This is a genomic window from Streptomyces sp. NPDC051051 (genome assembly GCF_040682975.1).
In the GTDB taxonomy this organism is placed as follows: Bacteria; Actinomycetota; Actinomycetes; order Streptomycetales; family Streptomycetaceae; genus Streptomyces.
The window spans coordinates 14,663-30,388 of sequence record NZ_JBFBCB010000002.1 but is presented as its reverse complement, the minus strand read 5'-3'; the positions used below and the strand labels follow the sequence as shown (position 1 = coordinate 30,388).

At 74.4% G+C, this 15,726-nt stretch carries 14 protein-coding genes; 5 read left to right on the top strand and 9 right to left on the bottom strand.

Features of this window, described 5'->3' with window-relative positions:
- Positions 1-139: 139 nt before the first annotated feature.
- From AB0N31_RS01800 to AB0N31_RS01780, 5 genes are all read left to right on the top strand, one after another.
- Positions 140-676 (top strand): ATP-binding protein, encoded by a 537-nt coding sequence (locus AB0N31_RS01800; protein WP_366056342.1) that lies wholly within the window; start codon positions 140-142, stop codon positions 674-676.
- A 283-nt stretch (positions 677-959) separates the two neighbouring features.
- Positions 960-1,799, top strand: a complete 840-nt coding sequence (locus AB0N31_RS01795; protein WP_366056340.1) for a SigB/SigF/SigG family RNA polymerase sigma factor — start codon at positions 960-962, stop codon at positions 1,797-1,799.
- A 54-nt stretch (positions 1,800-1,853) separates the two neighbouring features.
- Positions 1,854-2,099 (top strand): DUF5133 domain-containing protein, encoded by a 246-nt coding sequence (locus AB0N31_RS01790; RefSeq protein ID WP_366056339.1) that lies wholly within the window; start codon positions 1,854-1,856, stop codon positions 2,097-2,099.
- A gap of 215 nt (positions 2,100-2,314) precedes the next feature.
- Positions 2,315-3,154, top strand: coding sequence for a DUF1206 domain-containing protein (locus AB0N31_RS01785; RefSeq protein WP_366056338.1), 840 nt, complete (start codon positions 2,315-2,317; stop codon positions 3,152-3,154).
- Positions 3,155-3,182: 28 nt separating this feature from the next.
- Entirely contained in the window at positions 3,183-3,614 is a 432-nt protein-coding gene (locus tag AB0N31_RS01780) for a hypothetical protein (protein ID WP_366056337.1), read from the top strand.
- 208 nt (positions 3,615-3,822) lie between these two features.
- Here AB0N31_RS01780 and AB0N31_RS01775 read toward each other — a convergent pair whose 3' ends face one another.
- From AB0N31_RS01775 to AB0N31_RS01735, 9 genes are all read right to left on the bottom strand, one after another.
- The gene (locus AB0N31_RS01775) at positions 3,823-6,021 is read right to left on the bottom strand and encodes an FUSC family protein (protein ID WP_366056336.1); all 2,199 of its coding nucleotides are present in this window, start codon (positions 6,019-6,021) and stop codon (positions 3,823-3,825) included.
- Between the two features lie 71 nt (positions 6,022-6,092).
- On the bottom strand, positions 6,093-7,469 hold the full coding sequence (locus AB0N31_RS01770) for an NAD(P)/FAD-dependent oxidoreductase (RefSeq protein ID WP_366056335.1): 1,377 nt from the start codon (positions 7,467-7,469) through the stop codon (positions 6,093-6,095).
- 254 nt (positions 7,470-7,723) lie between these two features.
- The gene (locus tag AB0N31_RS01765; protein ID WP_366056334.1) at positions 7,724-9,442 is read right to left on the bottom strand and encodes a SpoIIE family protein phosphatase; all 1,719 of its coding nucleotides are present in this window, start codon (positions 9,440-9,442) and stop codon (positions 7,724-7,726) included.
- The gene (locus AB0N31_RS01760) at positions 9,439-10,482 is read right to left on the bottom strand and encodes an ATP-binding SpoIIE family protein phosphatase (RefSeq protein ID WP_366056333.1); all 1,044 of its coding nucleotides are present in this window, start codon (positions 10,480-10,482) and stop codon (positions 9,439-9,441) included. The genes AB0N31_RS01765 and AB0N31_RS01760 overlap by 4 nt, the downstream gene beginning before the upstream one ends.
- Positions 10,482-10,925 (bottom strand): anti-sigma regulatory factor, encoded by a 444-nt coding sequence (locus tag AB0N31_RS01755; RefSeq protein WP_366056331.1) that lies wholly within the window; start codon positions 10,923-10,925, stop codon positions 10,482-10,484. The genes AB0N31_RS01760 and AB0N31_RS01755 overlap by 1 nt, the downstream gene beginning before the upstream one ends.
- Complete coding sequence (locus AB0N31_RS01750) at positions 10,922-11,338, bottom strand: STAS domain-containing protein (protein ID WP_366056330.1); 417 nt, start codon at positions 11,336-11,338, stop codon at positions 10,922-10,924. The genes AB0N31_RS01755 and AB0N31_RS01750 overlap by 4 nt, the downstream gene beginning before the upstream one ends.
- On the bottom strand, positions 11,335-12,234 hold the full coding sequence (locus tag AB0N31_RS01745; protein WP_366056329.1) for an STAS domain-containing protein: 900 nt from the start codon (positions 12,232-12,234) through the stop codon (positions 11,335-11,337). The genes AB0N31_RS01750 and AB0N31_RS01745 overlap by 4 nt, the downstream gene beginning before the upstream one ends.
- A gap of 224 nt (positions 12,235-12,458) precedes the next feature.
- Positions 12,459-12,845 carry an STAS domain-containing protein gene (locus AB0N31_RS01740; RefSeq protein ID WP_366056328.1) on the bottom strand — a complete coding sequence of 129 codons (387 nt, stop codon included), beginning with the start codon at positions 12,843-12,845 and terminating at the stop codon, positions 12,459-12,461.
- 225 nt (positions 12,846-13,070) lie between these two features.
- On the bottom strand, positions 13,071-15,680 hold the full coding sequence (locus AB0N31_RS01735) for a SpoIIE family protein phosphatase (RefSeq protein WP_366056588.1): 2,610 nt from the start codon (positions 15,678-15,680) through the stop codon (positions 13,071-13,073).
- Positions 15,681-15,726 lie beyond the last annotated feature (46 nt).

The window sequence follows — 15,726 nt, the reverse complement described above, 5'->3', positions numbered from 1 at the left end:
ACCTGCCGAATACCGTGGAATGCCCGGAAAGGCAGGTTTGGCCGGGCTTTCGGGGGCCAGCCGGAATGAGAGGGCCGTGCCCGGCCGGCGGGGGGAGAGGGTCCACCAGACCAGTCGAGGACGTCAGGAGAGCGAAAGGATGCGTGCGAACGCGAACCACCGGACCGACCGCACCGACAAGACCGACCGAACCAGCAAGACCGACGGGACCGACCGGCCGGACCGCGCGTACCGGCCCGATCGCATCGACGGCACGCACGGCGCCGACGCGCCGCCCCCGGTGCACTGCCACGGGGACGGGCCCTGCCGGCCGTCCGACGTCCGCAGCGCCATACGGCGCGCACTCGACGGACGGGGCGGGGCGACCGGCAGCCCCTACGACGAGGAAGCCGTCTCCGACGCGCTGCTCGTCGCCTCGGAACTCACCTCCAACGCCATCCTCCACGGGGGCGGCATCACCGACTTCGACGTGGACATCGACGGGTGGGCCGTGCGGGTCTCCGTGAGCGACCGCAGCGACCGGCTGCCCGTCGTCGCCGACCCGCTCGACGACCAGGGGCGGCGCCGGCCCGGCGGCCGGGGCTGGCCGATCGTCTGCCGGCTGGCCTGCGACGTCCGGGTGTCCGGCCTGCCGTCCGGCGGCAAGCGCATCACCGTCGTCGTCCCCGTCTCCTGACCCGCTGCCGTCCCCTGCCACGGCCGCCGCCCCCGACCGCCGCCTGATCGTCGCCGAGGCCCCGTGTCCGGACCCGCTGCCACGGCCGCACCGGTCGTCCGGAGAGGTTTCCCGACACCGGAGTTTGTTCCTCCGGACCCAGGGCAGATGGACGTTCGTGCTTCGGACCGGAGGCGCGCCCAGGGGAGCGGTACGACCGCTCCGGGGCGCTCCGGCGCCTCGGACGGCAGCGGCCCTTCCCATGGTCATTCCCCCTGACTCCACCGTTCAGGAGCGATTCCGCATGCTCATCGACATGGCGACAACCCGTCCCGCCGCATCAGCCTCGAACACCACCGCCCAGTCCCGTCGCACCCACGACGACGCTCCCGACACCACCGCCCTCTTCATCCGGCTGACCACGATGGAGGAGGGTCCCGAGCGGGACGCCGTACGCGACCGGATCGTCACCGCCTGGCTGCCCATGGCCCACCGCATCGCCGGCCGCTTCCGCGACCGCGGTGAGGCCATCGAGGACCTCCGGCAGGTGGCCGCACTCGGCCTGGTGAAGGCCGTCGACCGCTTCGACCCGGAACGCGGGGCCTTCGAGAGCTACGCCGTCCCCACCATCACCGGGGAGATCAAGCGGCACTTCCGGGACCGGATGTGGGCCCTGCGGGTCCCCCGCCGGGTGCAGGAACTGCGCAACAAGGTGCGCGTCGCCCGGCGCGAGCTGGCCCAGACGCCCGGCGCCCCCGAGCCGTCGACCGCCGACCTCGCCGCCCACACCGGACTCACCGAGGACGAGGTCGCCGCGGGCCTCGAGGCCCTGGAGAGCTTCAGCACCCTGTCGCTGGACGCCGAACTCCCCGCCGGGGACGACGGCTACAGCCTCGCGGACACCCTCGGCGGGCCCGACACCTCCTACGACATCGTGGTCGACCGCGAGTCCGCCAAGGAGAGCCTGCGCCGGCTGCCGGAGCGCGAGCGGGCCATTCTCTACATGCGCTTCTTCGAGGACATGACCCAGAGCCGCATCGCCGACCGGCTCGGCATCTCCCAGATGCACGTCTCGCGGCTCATCAGCCGCAGCTGCGCCCAGGTGCGCCAGGAAGCCCTGGGGCGACCGGGCGAACGCCGCTGAACCGGCCCGAGGGCCGTACGTATCCCACCCGTTCCGGACCAGGAGCAGTCGTTGATGCTGATGCCTCACCCCGCCGTCCTGCGCACCCTCGTCGCCGAGTACGAGGCCGCCACGGCCGGCGGATCCACCGCGGTCGACACGCGGGCGCAGGACCTTGCTTACACGCTGTGCGTCTCCACCGGGACCCGCGAGGTCACCCGGGCCCTGGAAGTAGCCCGGAGCTGGCTCGCCGCGGCCACCGACACCGACACCACCACCGCCGGCCGCAGCACCGGCGACGGGCCGCACGTGTACGCCTGACCGGCCGGCCCCCGACGCCCCGCCGCGGCCCCCCGCGGCGGGGCGCACGTGTGTACGGCGCCTGAGGGCGTGGCGCCTGAGAGCACGGCCCGCGCGTGCGGCGCCCGGGTGTGCGGCCCGGGTGTGTGGCCCGCGTGGGGCCCGTGTGTGCGGCCCGTGTGTGCGGTGCCGAAGCCGGGGCATCCGGGTCTCCGAGACTCTTCCAGGAGGTTGACATGAACGCGAGTGCCCTGGCGCGCAACGGCCGTATGGAGGCCGAGCGCGCCGCGCGGGGTTCGGTCACGCAGGGGGCCGCGCGGGCCGGACTGGCCGCGCGCGGAGTGATCTACCTGCTCGTCGGGGCGCTGGCCCTCCGGATCGCCTTCGGCGAGAACAAGAAGAAGCAGGCCGACCGCCAGGGCGCCCTCGCCGAGATCGCCGACCAGCCCTTCGGCTCCGTCCTGCTGTGGGCCCTCGGGATCGGGCTGGTCGGCATGGCGCTGTGGCGGCTGTCCGAGGTGGTCTTCGGCTCGGTCGGACCGGACGGCCGCAAGGCGAAGAAGCGTCTGCTCGCGCTCGTCCGCTGCGTCTTCTACTCCTTCGTCGCCTACTCCGTGCTCGCCTTCGCCGCCGGATCGGGCGACGGGGGAGGGTCGAGCGACGAGCAGTCGCGTGACGTCACCGCCCGCGTGCTCGAGCTTCCCGGGGGCCGGTGGATCGTCGGCGCGGCCGGTGTCGGGATCATCGTCGGCGGCATCTGGACAGGCGTCCGGGCCCTCCTGCGCAAGTACCACAAGCACCTGCGGCTCGGCCAGATGTCCGCGCGGGTACGCCGCCTCGTGGACGTCACCGGGGTGGGCGGCGGCACGGCGCGCGGCCTGGTGTTCGCGGCGGCCGGCGCCTTCGCCGTCCGTGCGGCCGTCGACTACGAGCCCGACAAGGCCAAGGGGCTCGACGACACCCTGCGCTCCTTCGCCGAGACGCCCGCCGGACCGTGGCTGCTGGCCTGCGTGGCGGTCGGCCTGGTGCTGTTCGGGCTGTTCTCCTTCGCGATGGCTCGCTGGCGGAAGGTCTGAACGCGCCGGCGGAGGGAACCCGGGGGAAATGAACGAATCCGAGTTCCCGCCGGACGGACGGCCCGTGGACATGTACCTCGACCTCCTGCGCGTCCGCATGGACAGCGAGGACTTCGCGATGCTGCTCAAGGTCGTCTCACCCGCACTGCGCGCCCTGGACGAACAATCCGCCGAGACCCTCGACTTCGCGCTCGATCCGCAGGAGACCGAGGAGCTGCCCCAGGAGATCCGTGACGAGGCCGCCCTGGTCATCGCCACGGCCGTCACCGGCCGACTGGACAACCAGCTCGTCGAGATCCAGGTCGACGGAACCGGCCCGGTCCGCGTGGTCACCGACGCGGAGACCGCCTCCGATCCGGGCCGCCTGGCCGAGATCGCCGGCTGCATCCAACAGCGCCAGAACGACACCGAGGCACTCCGGGGCATCGCGGCGGCGAGCGGCCTGCCGACGGACTTCTGACCCCGCCCCTCAGCGGCCCCGCCCGGGCGCCCGCTCCCGACGCCGACCGGCGCCGGGGCGGGCGCCCGTGCCTTGTCCGTGGGGGAGCCGCCGCGGCGGCTCGTCCGGGGCTCGGCCCGACTGCCCCGTTGCCCGGGCCCCCGTTCCCCCGCCCCTCCCTCGACGCCGGGGCTCGGGCCCTCAGCCGCCGTCGGGCGCGGGCCCGGCCTCACCTCGCCGGTGAGGCCACCGGGACCCCCAGCGGCCGGGCCAGGCCCGCGACCGCTTCGTCCAGGCGTTGCAGGTGACGTAGGACGCGGTCGGTGACGCGGCCGTAGCGGGGGGTGCCGGGGGTGCCCGGGTCGAGGAGGGAGGCGACGCTGGGGCCGGTGCGGACCTCGGCGGTGCTGCGGTCGTCGGCGACGCGTGCGGCGATGGCGTCGATGTTGCGCAGGATGCGCCGGCCGGCGCCGCGCAGCCGGGGGTCCGCCGCGATCGAGGGGTGGGTGGGCAGCAGCTCGGCCGTGGCCGCCAGTGACCGGGCGTGGTAGGCGCAGGTCTCCAGCAGGGCCACGACGTACTGGGCGGTGTCCCGCCGGGTCCGCAGCGGGGTGACCGGGTGGGTCAGCGGCTGGATCGCGGAGCGCAGGTCGGACAGGGCCTGGTCCAGTTCCCGGGCCCGGTCCAGCAGCTCGGCCGGCGGCCCGCCGCTGAGCTGTTCCACGGCGGCCCCGGTGACGTCGGTCAGCCGGTCGAGGACGGTCGTGAGCAGTTCGTCCGTCCGCCGGTCCGTGCGCACGGGCAGCACCAGCGCCGCCGCGACCACCCCGCTGGCCACCCCCAGCGCGGTCTCCTCCACGCGCAGGACCAGCACGTCCAGGCTGTAGGTGTGCAGCAGCGTGTACAGCACGCCCAGCGCCGCGGTGACGAAGAACGACATCAGGGTGTACGACAGGGGCGCCGTGTAGAACATCGCGAACACGCACAGCAGCACCACCGCGAACGCCGTCCACGTGTGGTGGCCGACCAGTCCCGCCAGGCCGATCCCCGCGACCACGCCGAGGGCGGTGCCGAGCAGCCGCCGGTAGCCCTTGACCAGGATCTCCCCGGTGGACGCGGTGTTGATGAAGACGATCCAGCAGGTGAGGACCGCCCAGTACCAGCGGTGGGTGGACAGCAGTTCGCCGCCGACGATGGCCAGCGCCGAGCCGACGGAGACCTGGACGGCCGCGCGGGTGGTGGGGCGCCGCAGCCCCGTGGGCTTCTCCGCGGTCTCCTCGTCGGACTCCTCCCCGCCGATCGCCGCGTCCTCCGCGTCCAGCTCCTCCCGGGAGCGGGCCGTCTCGGGGCTGTCGTCGGACTCGTCCTGCGGTCCGTCGAGCGCGAGGCGCAGCCCCAGCACCGCGCGGGCACTCTCACCGACGCCTCGGAAGACGTCCCGCACGGCCGGGGGAGCGGGCGGCAGGTGCTCCTCGTCGCGGTAGCCCAGCAGGCGGTTGCGGACCTGCGCGAGCCCGGTGCCGTCGGCGACCGGACGCCGGACCAGCAGGCGCAGGGCCCGCAGATCGCGGCGGAGCACGTCCGTCGCCTCCTCCTCCGGCATCGGCAGGCGCCCGCGTTCGGGGAGGGGCGCGCCCGGCAGGTGCAGGGTCAGGGTGTCCGCGCGCTCGGCGCCGCGTGCCGTCAGCAGGAGCAGTCCGAGCCGCTCGGCGGCGATCTCCGCGTCGGCGATCCGGCGCTGCACCAGCCGGGCCGTCGCCTCGTCGGGCGTGCCCTCCTCCAGCCGGCCCTGGATCATCATCGCCGTCTCGTGCAGCCGGGCGGTGCCCGTGCGCACGTGCGCCAGTGACTTCTCCACGTCGTCCGGGCCGGCGTCGAGCAGTTCCAGCTGGGCGTCGAGCAGCTGCGCGAGCCGCGCCCGGAAGGCGTGCCGCAGCCGCAGCAGGATCCCCGCCGAAGTCTGCGGCACCAGCACGAACCGGGCCAGCGCGCTGCCCGCGAAGGCGAGGGCGAGGACCCCCCAGAGCCCCGGCAGCAGACGCGGGGTGGCTCCCACGAAGAGGGACATGAAGTAGACCTGGAAGCCGATCAGCCCGAGCGCGGTGCCCCGGTCGCCGAACCGGCGTCCGTACACCGCGCAGAAGATGAGCACGACGAAGAAGACGTCACCGGCCACCACGTGCGAACTCAGCAGCGCCGCCAGGGACACCGAGGCCAGCGCCACCGGCAGCCCCAGCGCCAGGGTCACCGCCTGCGGCCCCCGCTGCTTCTCCCGGACGGCGAACGTGGCGACCATCGCCGCGATGGCCCCCGCGACCAGATGCGTGACGTCCGCGTCCAGCAGGGACAGCACGGCCAGCGTGAGGGTGATCGCGCCGACCGTCCGCAGGCCGGCCGCGAGCCGCAGCAGCCCGGGATCGGATGCCATGCCCCGGTCCCGCACCCCCGCCGCCCACGCCCGTGCCGCCGCCTTCACGCCGCCGTACCCTCCCGCCCGTCTCAGCCGGCCCCGGGGCGCCCGCTCTCCACCTGGGCCCGCACCTGCTCGGGCGTCAGATAGGTGTCGGTGTACTCGAAGTCCTTCAGCTTGGCGGGCCGCCGGGCCTGGAAGCCGGTGCGGACGAAATCGTCACCGGCGATGGCGTTCAGCGTCCAGTTCGTCAGCACGCGCGCCTTGGCCACTCCGGTGCGCAGCGCCCCCCAGTGGTACCCGCGGGCCACCAGCTGCGCGGGCAGCCCGTGCAGTTCGACGCCGAGCGGCTTGGAGACCGCGTCGGTGCCGCCGAGATCGACCACCAGCCCGAGGTCCTTGTGCGCGTACGGCCGCATCGCCCGGCCGCGCAGATGCGCGATGACGTTGTCGGCGGCGACCTTGGCCTGCCGCATCGCGTGCTGGGCGGTCGGCGGGCAGACGGCGCCCTCCACGCCCTTGGTCTCGTCGGGGACGGCCGCGGCGTCGCCGAGCGCGAACACCCCGTCGTGGCCGGGCAGGTCCATGCGCGAGGTGACCGCGAGCCGTCCGCGGACCGTCTCCGCGCCGAGCGTGGCGATCAGCGGGCTCGCCACGACACCGGCGGTCCAGATCAGCGTGCGGGTCGGCACCACGCGGCCGTCGGTGAAGGTGACCTCCTCGGGCCCGGCCTTGGCGATGGACACCCCCAGCGACACCTCGATGCCCCGCCTGCGCAGCACCTCCTGCGCGCTGCGCCCGAGCTTGTCGCCGAGTTCCGGCATCAGCTTGGGCGCGATGTCGATCAGGTGCCACTTGATCAGGCTCGGGTCCAGCCTGGGGTAGCGCTTGACCGCGTTGTGGGTGAGCAACTGGAGACAGGCGGCGGTCTCGGTGCCGGCGTAACCGCCGCCGACCACCACGAACTGGAGCCGTGCGGCCCGCTCGGCGGGGTCGTTGCTGGCGTCGGCGAGGTCGAGCTGGCTGATGACGTGGTCGCGAAGGTAGGCCGCCTCCGCGAGCGTCTTCAGGCCGAAGGCGTGGTCGGTCAGCCCCGGGATGTCGAAGGTGCGGGTGACGCTGCCGGGTGCCAGCACGATGTAGTCGTACGGCTCGTTGACGATCTCGTCGGTGATGGTCCGGATGACGCAGACCTTCGACTGCAGGTCCACGCCGATGACTCCGCCCGGGATGATCCGGGTGCGGTACTTCCTGCTGCGGCGCAGCGACAGCGCGATCGACTGGGGGGTCAGCACCCCGGAGGCGACCTGCGGCAGCAGCGGCAGATAGAGCTGGTAGGCGAACGGTGTCACCAGGGTGACCTCGGCCTCCGCGGCGGCGAGTTTGCGTTCCAGGCGTCGAACGCACCCCACTCCCGCGAAGCCCGCGCCCACCACCAGGATCCTGGGTCGTGTCACGATGTCCATCCCTTTCTGCGGCTCCAGGCGGTCTGCCTCGACGTTGTGCGGGTGCCCGCCGGACGGCCTCTTCGCACACCGCCGATCCCACCGCGACCGAAGCGGTTGCGCCAGCCGGACGGAGCATGCAGACGAACGTTTCTCCCGGTGCCCCGTGGTACCCGTACAACGGCCTGTTACGCCCCGGCCCCTCCAGCCGCACAGCCGGCGCCGACCCCCTACGACGGGGGGGCGACGACCGGCGGACGGTGGACCCGCCGCCGTCAGCCGGCCCGCACCGTCGCGCCGGCGACGCTGTCGATGTGGCACAGCAGCAGACACACGTCGTCGTCCCGCTCGGAGTCGCTCAGCATCGGGTCCAGGATGCGGTCGGCCGCGCCGTCGAGGTTCGCGTCCAGTTCGCCGGTGCGGAAGGAGCCGAGGGCCGCCGCGAGCCGTTCGATGCCCGGGTCTATGCCCTGCGCGCGCCGCTCGACCAGCCCGTCGGTGTAGAGCGCCAGCGTCGACCCGGGCACCAGTGGCACCGTGTGGTCGGCGATCTCCTGGTGCAGCGGGATGCCCAGCATCGCCCCCGGCTTGGCGCCCAGGGTGCGCACCCGCCCGTCCGGGCCGCGCAGCACGGGCGGCGGATGCCCCGCGGCCGCCCACGTCAGCACCGGCTCCCCGGGCTGGAAGCGGGCGATGACGGCGGTGGCGTACAGGTCGGGCTGGAGGTGGTGCAGGAAGGTGTGCAGCCGGGTCAGCAGCACACCGGGGCTGCCGCCGTCGACGGCGTAGGCGCGCAGCGCGGTGCGCAGCTGGCTCATCATGACGGCCGCGTGCAGTCCGTGTCCGGTGACGTCGCCGATGACGGTGATGAGGCTGCCGTCGGGCTGCCGGAACGCGTCGTACCAGTCGCCGCCGATGTTCAGCCCGTACGTCGCCGGCAGGTAGCGGGCCGCCAGGCGCAGGCCGGGAGTGGTCGGCAGATCGGTGAGCAGGGCCCGCTGGAGGGTCTCGGCGATGTCCCGGTTGTGCTCGAAGCGGCGCGCGTTGTCCAGCGCGATGCTGGCCCGCCTGGTCAGTTCGATCAGCATGACGGCGTCGTCGGGGTCCCAGCGCTCGCCCGGCGGCGTCAGCGTCAGCACGCCCAGGGGCGCGCTGCGGGTCGGCAGCGGGACGCACAGCAGCGGCCGGTCGGGGTGCAGTGCCGACGGCGGCTGGTCGTCGACGCCGGGCAGCCCGCCGGGATGTCCGGCGGCGTACTGGGGGCGGCCGGTCCGGGCGGCGACCACCGCGGCCGCCGGGCGCGGGGAGGGGGGCTGCCGGTCGTCCTCGGTGTCGAAGAGCCAGACGTCGACCGTGCCCGCGTACTCGGGCACCAGCAGCTCGGGCAGCCGGCGCACGATCTCCTCGTGGTTGAGGGACGCCGTCAGCACCGCGCTGGCGTCCGCGAGGAACGTCAGCCTGCGCCGGGCCCGCTCCGCCTCCTGTCGGGCCGCGCGCTCGGCGGCGAACGCCTCGCGCTGGGACCGTCCGGCCGCGTCCAGCTCGGCGTGCAGCGCCAGGACGCCCTGGTTGGTCTGGTGCAGCTCGTCCCGGTGGAAGGCGACCAGTTCCTCCTGCTCGGCGAGCCGGTCCAGCACCAGGGCGGTGTCCTCGTCGGCGCCGAGCAGGGCCTCCGCGAGCACACCGGTGTCGTCCGCCACCCCGGCGAACACCGAGGGGTCGGCCGGCTCGGGGCAGGACACGCAGAAGTGCCACGGCGGCTCCGCGGCGGCGGGCAGCGGGGCGACCTCGACGCGCAGCAGGCCCTCGGCCGACTCCAGGCCGAGCCGCCAGCTGCCGCCCTTGGTCAGACACTGGCGCAGCCGCCCGCTGAGCGCGGCCGCCAGCCGGGTCCGCTCCAGCGGCACGACGCCGTACGCCGCGGCCAGCCGAGCCGCGGCGATCCGGGCGCGCGCCGCGTCGGTGACGGTGGTGATCTGCCAGGTGCGCATCATGGGCGGTCCGGCGGTGTCGGGGACAGGACGGCCACGGCGGTGTCGTCACGCACCGGGCGGGCGGAACTGCTGGCGTCGCGCACGGTCACCGCCGCCGTCACCGCGGGATCGGCCGTCGCCGACCGGGGGTCGGCGGACGGCACCCAGCGGCTGGGCAGCCCGTCGCTGTGCAGGACCAGCAACCGGTCGGCGGCCCAGGGCACCACGGTCTCCGGCAGCCCCGTGGGGCGGTGCACGCCCACGATGCCGGGCCGGGAGAGCAGATGGCGCCAGGAGTCGCCCTCGCGCAGCCGCGCCCCCACGTTGCCGATCCCGGCGAACCGCAGCCGTTCGGACGGTACGTCGAGCTGCGCCACCGCGACGGCGGCGCCCCGCGTGCCGCGCAGCGCGATGTCCAGGCGGTGCAGGATCTCGGCGGGCGGGAGATGGGCGCTGCGGTGCAGCTCGTCCACGGCCGCCGTGGAGGCGCGGGCCGCCTCCGGACCGTGGCCCAGCCCGTCGGCGAGCATCAGGGTCAGCAGGTCGCCGGCCCGCACCCAGGTCCAGGCGTCCCCCGAGTACTCGGCGCGGGCGAGGGGGATGTTCACCCCGCCGGCCCGGGCGGCCGCCGGATCGTCCGGGTCGGTCCGCGCAGCGGCGCCGAGCCGGGCCAGCGCGACCGTGCCGCGCCCCGGCACGCTGTGCAGGTCGAAGCCGTCGGAGACTCGCCGGCACGTTCCCAGCCCGGCGCCCAGCGAGCCGGCCGTGGAGAATCCGTCGCCGAACGCGGCCGGTACGTCGGCCATGCCCGGACCGTGGTCCACGGCGGTTATCTGCACGACGACCCCGCCCCGTCCGGCCGGCGGGGGGACCAGGTCGACGAGCAGCTGGCCGCCGCGGGCGTGCTTGAGCAGGTTGGTGGCCAGCTCCGTGGCCACCAGCGCGGCCGCCGCCGTGCGTCCCTCGTCGAGGCCGACGAGCGCCGCGGCCTCCTCGGCGGCCACCCGCGCGTCCCGTACGCGCGTCGAGTCGTGCACCGGCACGTCCCACACCCGGGGCATCAGGGCTCCTCGCGCGGCCGGGGCGTCCGGGCCGCCCAGGAGGCCACGGTGATCGTCGTACCGGCACCTGGGGTGCTGTCGATGGCGAACTCGTGCACCAGCCGCCGGGCGCCGCCCAGACCCATGCCCAGCCCGCCGCCGGAGGTGAAGCCGTCCCGCAGGGCCTGTTCCACGTCCGGGATGCCGGGACCGGAGTCGGAGAACACCAGCCGCAGCCCCCGGGCCCGGCCGTCGGAGAGCGGCACGGTCCGCACCTCTCCGCCCCCGCCGTACACCAGCGTGTTGCGGGCCAGTTCGCTGGCGGCCGTGACCAGCTTGGTCTGTTCCACCAGGCCGAAGCCGAGCGCGGCGGCCGCCTGCCGCACATGCTGCCGTACCCACACCAGGTCCAGATCGGAGCGGATCGGCAGGCGGGTCTCGACGCCCGCGGCCGTCCCGCTCACCGACGCTCCCGGCGTGGGCCGTCGGCCGTCGCGGCGTCCGTCCGCCCGAGGAGTTCCAGGGCCACTTCCGTGCTCAGCGCGGTCCGCAGGCCCGGCAGCGTCAGCCCGAGTTCCACCAGGGTGAGCGCGACCGCGGGCCGCATCCCGGCGACCACGGTCTGCGCGGCCAGCAGCCGGGCGTTGGCCGCGATCTCGGCCAGCACTCGCCCGAGGAAGGAGTCGACGATCTCGACGCCGGAGATGTCGATGACCACACCGGTCACCCGGCTGCGGGCGATCGACTCCACGATGTCCTGCCTGAGCTGCTCCGCCGCCCCGTCGTAGAGATCTCCCTGAAGGGTGACCAGCAGGACGTCGCCCAGCCTGAGCACCGGTACGGGGGCCCCGCCGACGCGGGAGAAGTCGTCGTTCACCGTGGGCCCGCACCGCCGGGTGCCGCCTGCACGATGTCGGCGCCCAGCCCGTGCAGGGCGTAGGCCAGGGCGTCGGCGAGACCGGCCCGCGTGATGACGGTGCCGAGGTCGAGTCCGAGGTGCACCATGGTCTGCGCGATCGCGGGCCGGATGCCCGAGACGACGCACTCCGCGCCCATCAGCCGTACCGCCGCGACGGTCTTCATGAGGTGCTGCGCGACCAGCGAGTCGACCGTCGGCACCCCGGTGATGTCGAGGATCGCGTACCGGGCCTGCTGGTCGACGACCGCCTCCAGCAGGGTCTCCATCACGACCTGGCTGCGCGCGCTGTCGAGCGTGCCGATGAGCGGGACGGCGACGATGCCGTCCCAGAGCCTGATGACCGGCGTGGCGACCTCCAGCAGCTGCATCTGCTGCCGGTCGATGAGGGACTGGACCTCCGTCAGCGCGGTCTCCATGACGACGAGCCGCAGGGTCCCCATCAGGACCGTCAGGATCTCCGTGCACTCCCGGACGTGGTCCGCCGGCGTGTCCGGCAGATCGGCGACGAGCAGGTTCACGACCGGTGCCCGCAGGGCGTCCACCTCGCCGGAGACCTGCGCCGTGCTCATCCCGGACCGGGAACGGGAGGCGGACATCCGCGCCAGCTGCTCGCGCACGACGGTGAAGCCGGCGCTGTCGGAGTCCTCCACCCGCCCGGAGGCGGTGACCTGGGCCAGGGCGTCGACGACGCTTCGGCCCGCCTCCACCGCCTCGTCGCGCGACACGGTGAACACGGCGCGGAACAGGGGTTCGTCGGCCCAGCGCTGGGCGATCTGTTCCCGGCGGCGGCTCAGGAAGGCCCCGACCTCCTCCGTCGGTGTCTCCTGCGGTGCGGCCGCTTCTTGCTCCGGCACTGCGTCACTCCTTTCTGCTCCTGCCGTCGCGTATCGGAAACCGGCCGGTGCGCGACGGCGTTCGTCCGTGGCGGCCGGACGCGCGCCGCGACACCGCGGCGCCCGCCGCCGGCCTCGCTCACTCTCTTGTCCGCCCCGCATAGTTGTCAAATGGCAACTGTCGGCCGGCCGCCGGCCGCGCCCCCGGTGTGCACGCGGGGCGCGGCCGACGGCCGGCCGGGGTTCTACGGGGCCTCGGGCGACGGCTGCATGCGGTCGATGAGGGCCAGGGCGTCGTCCACTTTGTCGGAGATGGGGACGGTGATGCTGACGCCGGTGAGATCCAGGACCCGGCGCACGGCGGGTGTCGGATCGATCACGTGCACACTGCCGGGCAGCTCCCGCGCCTCCTGGTACACCCGCAGGATGATGTTCATGCCGGAGGAGTCCATGAACGGCACCGCCGACAGGTCCAGCAGGAAATGGCGCCGGCCGTGGTGGAGCTGGTTCGCCAGATGGGCCTGGAACTCGGTCGCGGTGTCGAGATCCAGATGACCCTCGACCGTGACCAGGGCCACGTCTTCGCGGGGCAGGGTGACCTCGACGGACAGCGGGTTCTGGGCAATGGACACGAGTACCTCCGAAAACTTACGGTCCGGGCTCTGCGCACCGGCGGACGGCTGCGCCGCGCGGCCGGAACACCGGCGGTGCACCGGCTCGGCCCGTGCACCGCACTCACCCCCTGCGGATCCCGGCCTCACGCCGCGCACCGGCGGATACCCCCGAACGGGACGGGCATGCCTCCTCGGCCGGGTGAACCGTCCGGGGCCCGTCCGGCGCGATCCGCCGGACCGGCCCTAACCGAGCCTGATGCCCACGATGCAGGTGTCGTCGTCCGTGTCGGACCTGCTGTGCGTGAGCAGCCGGTCCAACTGCTGGTCCAGCGACGGCGCCACCGAGCGCGCCTGGCTCAGCAGCTGCGTCAGCGACTCCTCCACCGACCGGTCCCGCCGCTCTATGAGACCGTCGGTGTACATCAGCAGCGTGTCGTCCGCCGCCAGCTCGATCTCCGCCTCCTCGTACGACGTCTCCGGCACGGCGCCCAGCAGCATCCCGCTCAGCAGGGGCAGCGGGGCGGCGCCCGAGCCGCGCACCAGCACCGGCGGCAGATGGCCCGCCCTGGCCCACCGCAGGGTGCGCCGCACCGGGTCGTACAGCCCGCACACCGCCGTCGCCGTGACCGCGCCCGTCAGGTGGTGGGCGACGATGTTCAGCCACGACAGCAGCTGCCCCGGGCCCGCGCCGGTCACGGCGAGACCGCGCAGCGCGTTGCGCAGGACGACCATGCTGGTCGCCGCCTCGATGCCGTGCCCGGCCACGTCGCCGACGCACAGCAGCACCAGCCGGGACGGCAGCACGACGGCGTCGTACCAGTCGCCGCCCACGAGGTGCTCCTCCTCGGCCGGCCGGTAGCGGACCGCGACCTGGAGGCCCGCCATGTCCAGCGGCGCCCGCGTGGGCGGCATGATCGCGTTCTGCAGCTGGAGCGCCAGCCGGCTGCGCTCACTGGCCTGCTGCTCGGTCTGGACGAGCTGGTCGCGGGTGGCGGCGAGCGCCACCTCCGTCCAGTGCTGGGAGGAGATGTCCTGGTACGCGCCGCGTACCGACACCAGCTGGCCGTCGGTGTCCAGGACCGGCTCGGCGACGATGCGCACGTGCCGGGTCACCCCGTCGGGCCGCTGGAGCCGGAAGGCGGCGGACGCCGGACGCAGGTGGTGCAGCAGGGTGCGCAGGAAGCGGCCGATGGGGATCGCGTCGTCCGCGTGGGCGTGGGCCCCCAGTTCCTCGAGCCGCACCGGAGGGCTCGACGGTTCCCGCCCGTACAGCGCGTACAGCTGTCCGTTCCACGTCGTCTCGCCCGTGAGGACGTTCTCCTCGAAGCCGCCGATCCGGCCGAGGCGCTGGGCGTGCTGCAACAGGCTCGCCAGCCGTGCCGTCTCGTCCTCGATGCGCCAGATGAGCAGCACGCAGGTGCCGTGCCGGCTGATGCTCAGGTCCGCGACCGCCGACAGCGGCACCTCGTCGACGAGCGCGGTCAGGCTCATACGGCGGGCCCGGAACGGTTCGCCCGTCGCGTGGACCCGCTCGATGCGCTGGAAGAGGTCGCTGTCGCCGGCCGCCATCGGGTAGGCCTCCAGCAACAGGGCGCCGTTGACCACGGCCCGCGGCCGGCCCGCCGGGTCGAGGAAGTGGTCGTTGACGTGCTGGATGCGGAAGTCCACCAGCCGCCCCGCCGCGTCGACGACCGGCACCAGCACCAGCGCCGGGTCGTGCAGTCCGTCCGCGAGGTCCATCAGCTCGGCGGCGTCCGGCAGCACCCGCGGTTCCTGGTCGGCGGCCTGGGCGTGGGGGTACGCCTGCAGCGTGTGCGCGCACAGCTCCGCGAGCGCCTCCACCTGGCGCACCACCTGGGGCGGCTGCGGCTCCAGGAACGACGGCCAGGCGATCTCCAGGACACCGTGGATCCGGCCGCCGGTCCCGGCGGGAACGGCGACCCGGCCGCCTTCCGGGTGGGCCTGGCGGCCGATGGTGGGCAGCCCGGTCTGCGCGAGCGAGCCGATCCACTGGCCCGCGTGCTCGGTGAGGCCGAGCCGGGCCACCGTGGCGACGTCCGGCGGGACGTAGTGCCAGCGGGCGGCCTCGACGGGGGTGAAGCCGGCGCTGCCGGCGAGGGTCAGCGAGCCGTCGGAGCCCGCCGCCCAGATCGCCACCGCCATCGCACCCAGTGGTTCCAGCGCGTGCTGGAGCAGCGAGTCGGCGACGGCCTGCGTGTCGTGGGCCGCCAGCGCCCCGCTCTCGGCCGCCCGCAGCCGCACGGCCGCGGACTCGTCGGCCGCCACGTGCCCCGTGACGGCAGCCAGGAAGGCGTCGGTGACCTCGGAGACCCGGTCCCTGGCGGCCTGGTTGATGACGTCCACCGCGAACTCCAGCGGTGTCATCCCCGCCTGCCCGGCCAGCTCGGTGAGCTGCCGGGCCGCCTCCGCGGGCCCGCAGCCGAGCCGCTCCACGAGGATCCCCTTGGCCAGCTCGACCAGCGCCCGTCCCTCGGCCTCGGCCTGCGCCGCCCGCACCTCGCGCTGCAGCCGCTTCACGGTGGCCGCCAGACGTCCGACGGGGGAGGGCTCCTCCTCCCGGCCGGCCGCCGCGGGGGCGTGCCCGCGCGCCGTGCCACCGGTGCCCGCGGCCGCCTCCGGGAGCGGTGCGGCGGCCGGGCCCTCGTCGGCCGGCCCGGGCTCGTCGGCGAGGTCCTGTGCCGCACCGGGCGATGCGGGGGCCGCGGGTGACGCGATCGGGCCGCGGGCCGGCGCGACGGGGTGCGCGCCGCGCGCCGAGGCGGGCGTCGCCGGGGACTCGGGCTCGGCCGGACCGGCCGGACCCCCGGCCCGCTGGGGCTGCTCTTCGGACATGTTCACGGTGCGATGACTCCTCGGCCGGTGCGCCTGGTGCTCGGAC

Bases quoted from the DNA above. Each gene is read 5' to 3' on its own strand.
- AB0N31_RS01800 (WP_366056342.1), top strand. From the start codon at position 140: ATGCGTGCGAACGCGAACCACCGGACCGACCGCACCGACAAGACCGAC.
- AB0N31_RS01765 (WP_366056334.1), bottom strand. From the start codon at position 9,442: ATGATGCGCACCTGGCAGATCACCACCGTCACCGACGCGGCGCGCGCC.
- AB0N31_RS01785 (WP_366056338.1), top strand. From the start codon at position 2,315: ATGAACGCGAGTGCCCTGGCGCGCAACGGCCGTATGGAGGCCGAGCGC.
- AB0N31_RS01780 (WP_366056337.1), top strand. From the start codon at position 3,183: ATGAACGAATCCGAGTTCCCGCCGGACGGACGGCCCGTGGACATGTAC.
- AB0N31_RS01760 (WP_366056333.1), bottom strand. From the start codon at position 10,482: ATGCCCCGGGTGTGGGACGTGCCGGTGCACGACTCGACGCGCGTACGG.
- AB0N31_RS01795 (WP_366056340.1), top strand. From the start codon at position 960: ATGCTCATCGACATGGCGACAACCCGTCCCGCCGCATCAGCCTCGAAC.
- AB0N31_RS01770 (WP_366056335.1), bottom strand. From the start codon at position 7,469: ATGGACATCGTGACACGACCCAGGATCCTGGTGGTGGGCGCGGGCTTC.
- AB0N31_RS01735 (WP_366056588.1), bottom strand. From the start codon at position 15,680: ATGTCCGAAGAGCAGCCCCAGCGGGCCGGGGGTCCGGCCGGTCCGGCC.
- AB0N31_RS01790 (WP_366056339.1), top strand. From the start codon at position 1,854: ATGCTGATGCCTCACCCCGCCGTCCTGCGCACCCTCGTCGCCGAGTAC.
- AB0N31_RS01775 (WP_366056336.1), bottom strand. From the start codon at position 6,021: ATGGCATCCGATCCCGGGCTGCTGCGGCTCGCGGCCGGCCTGCGGACG.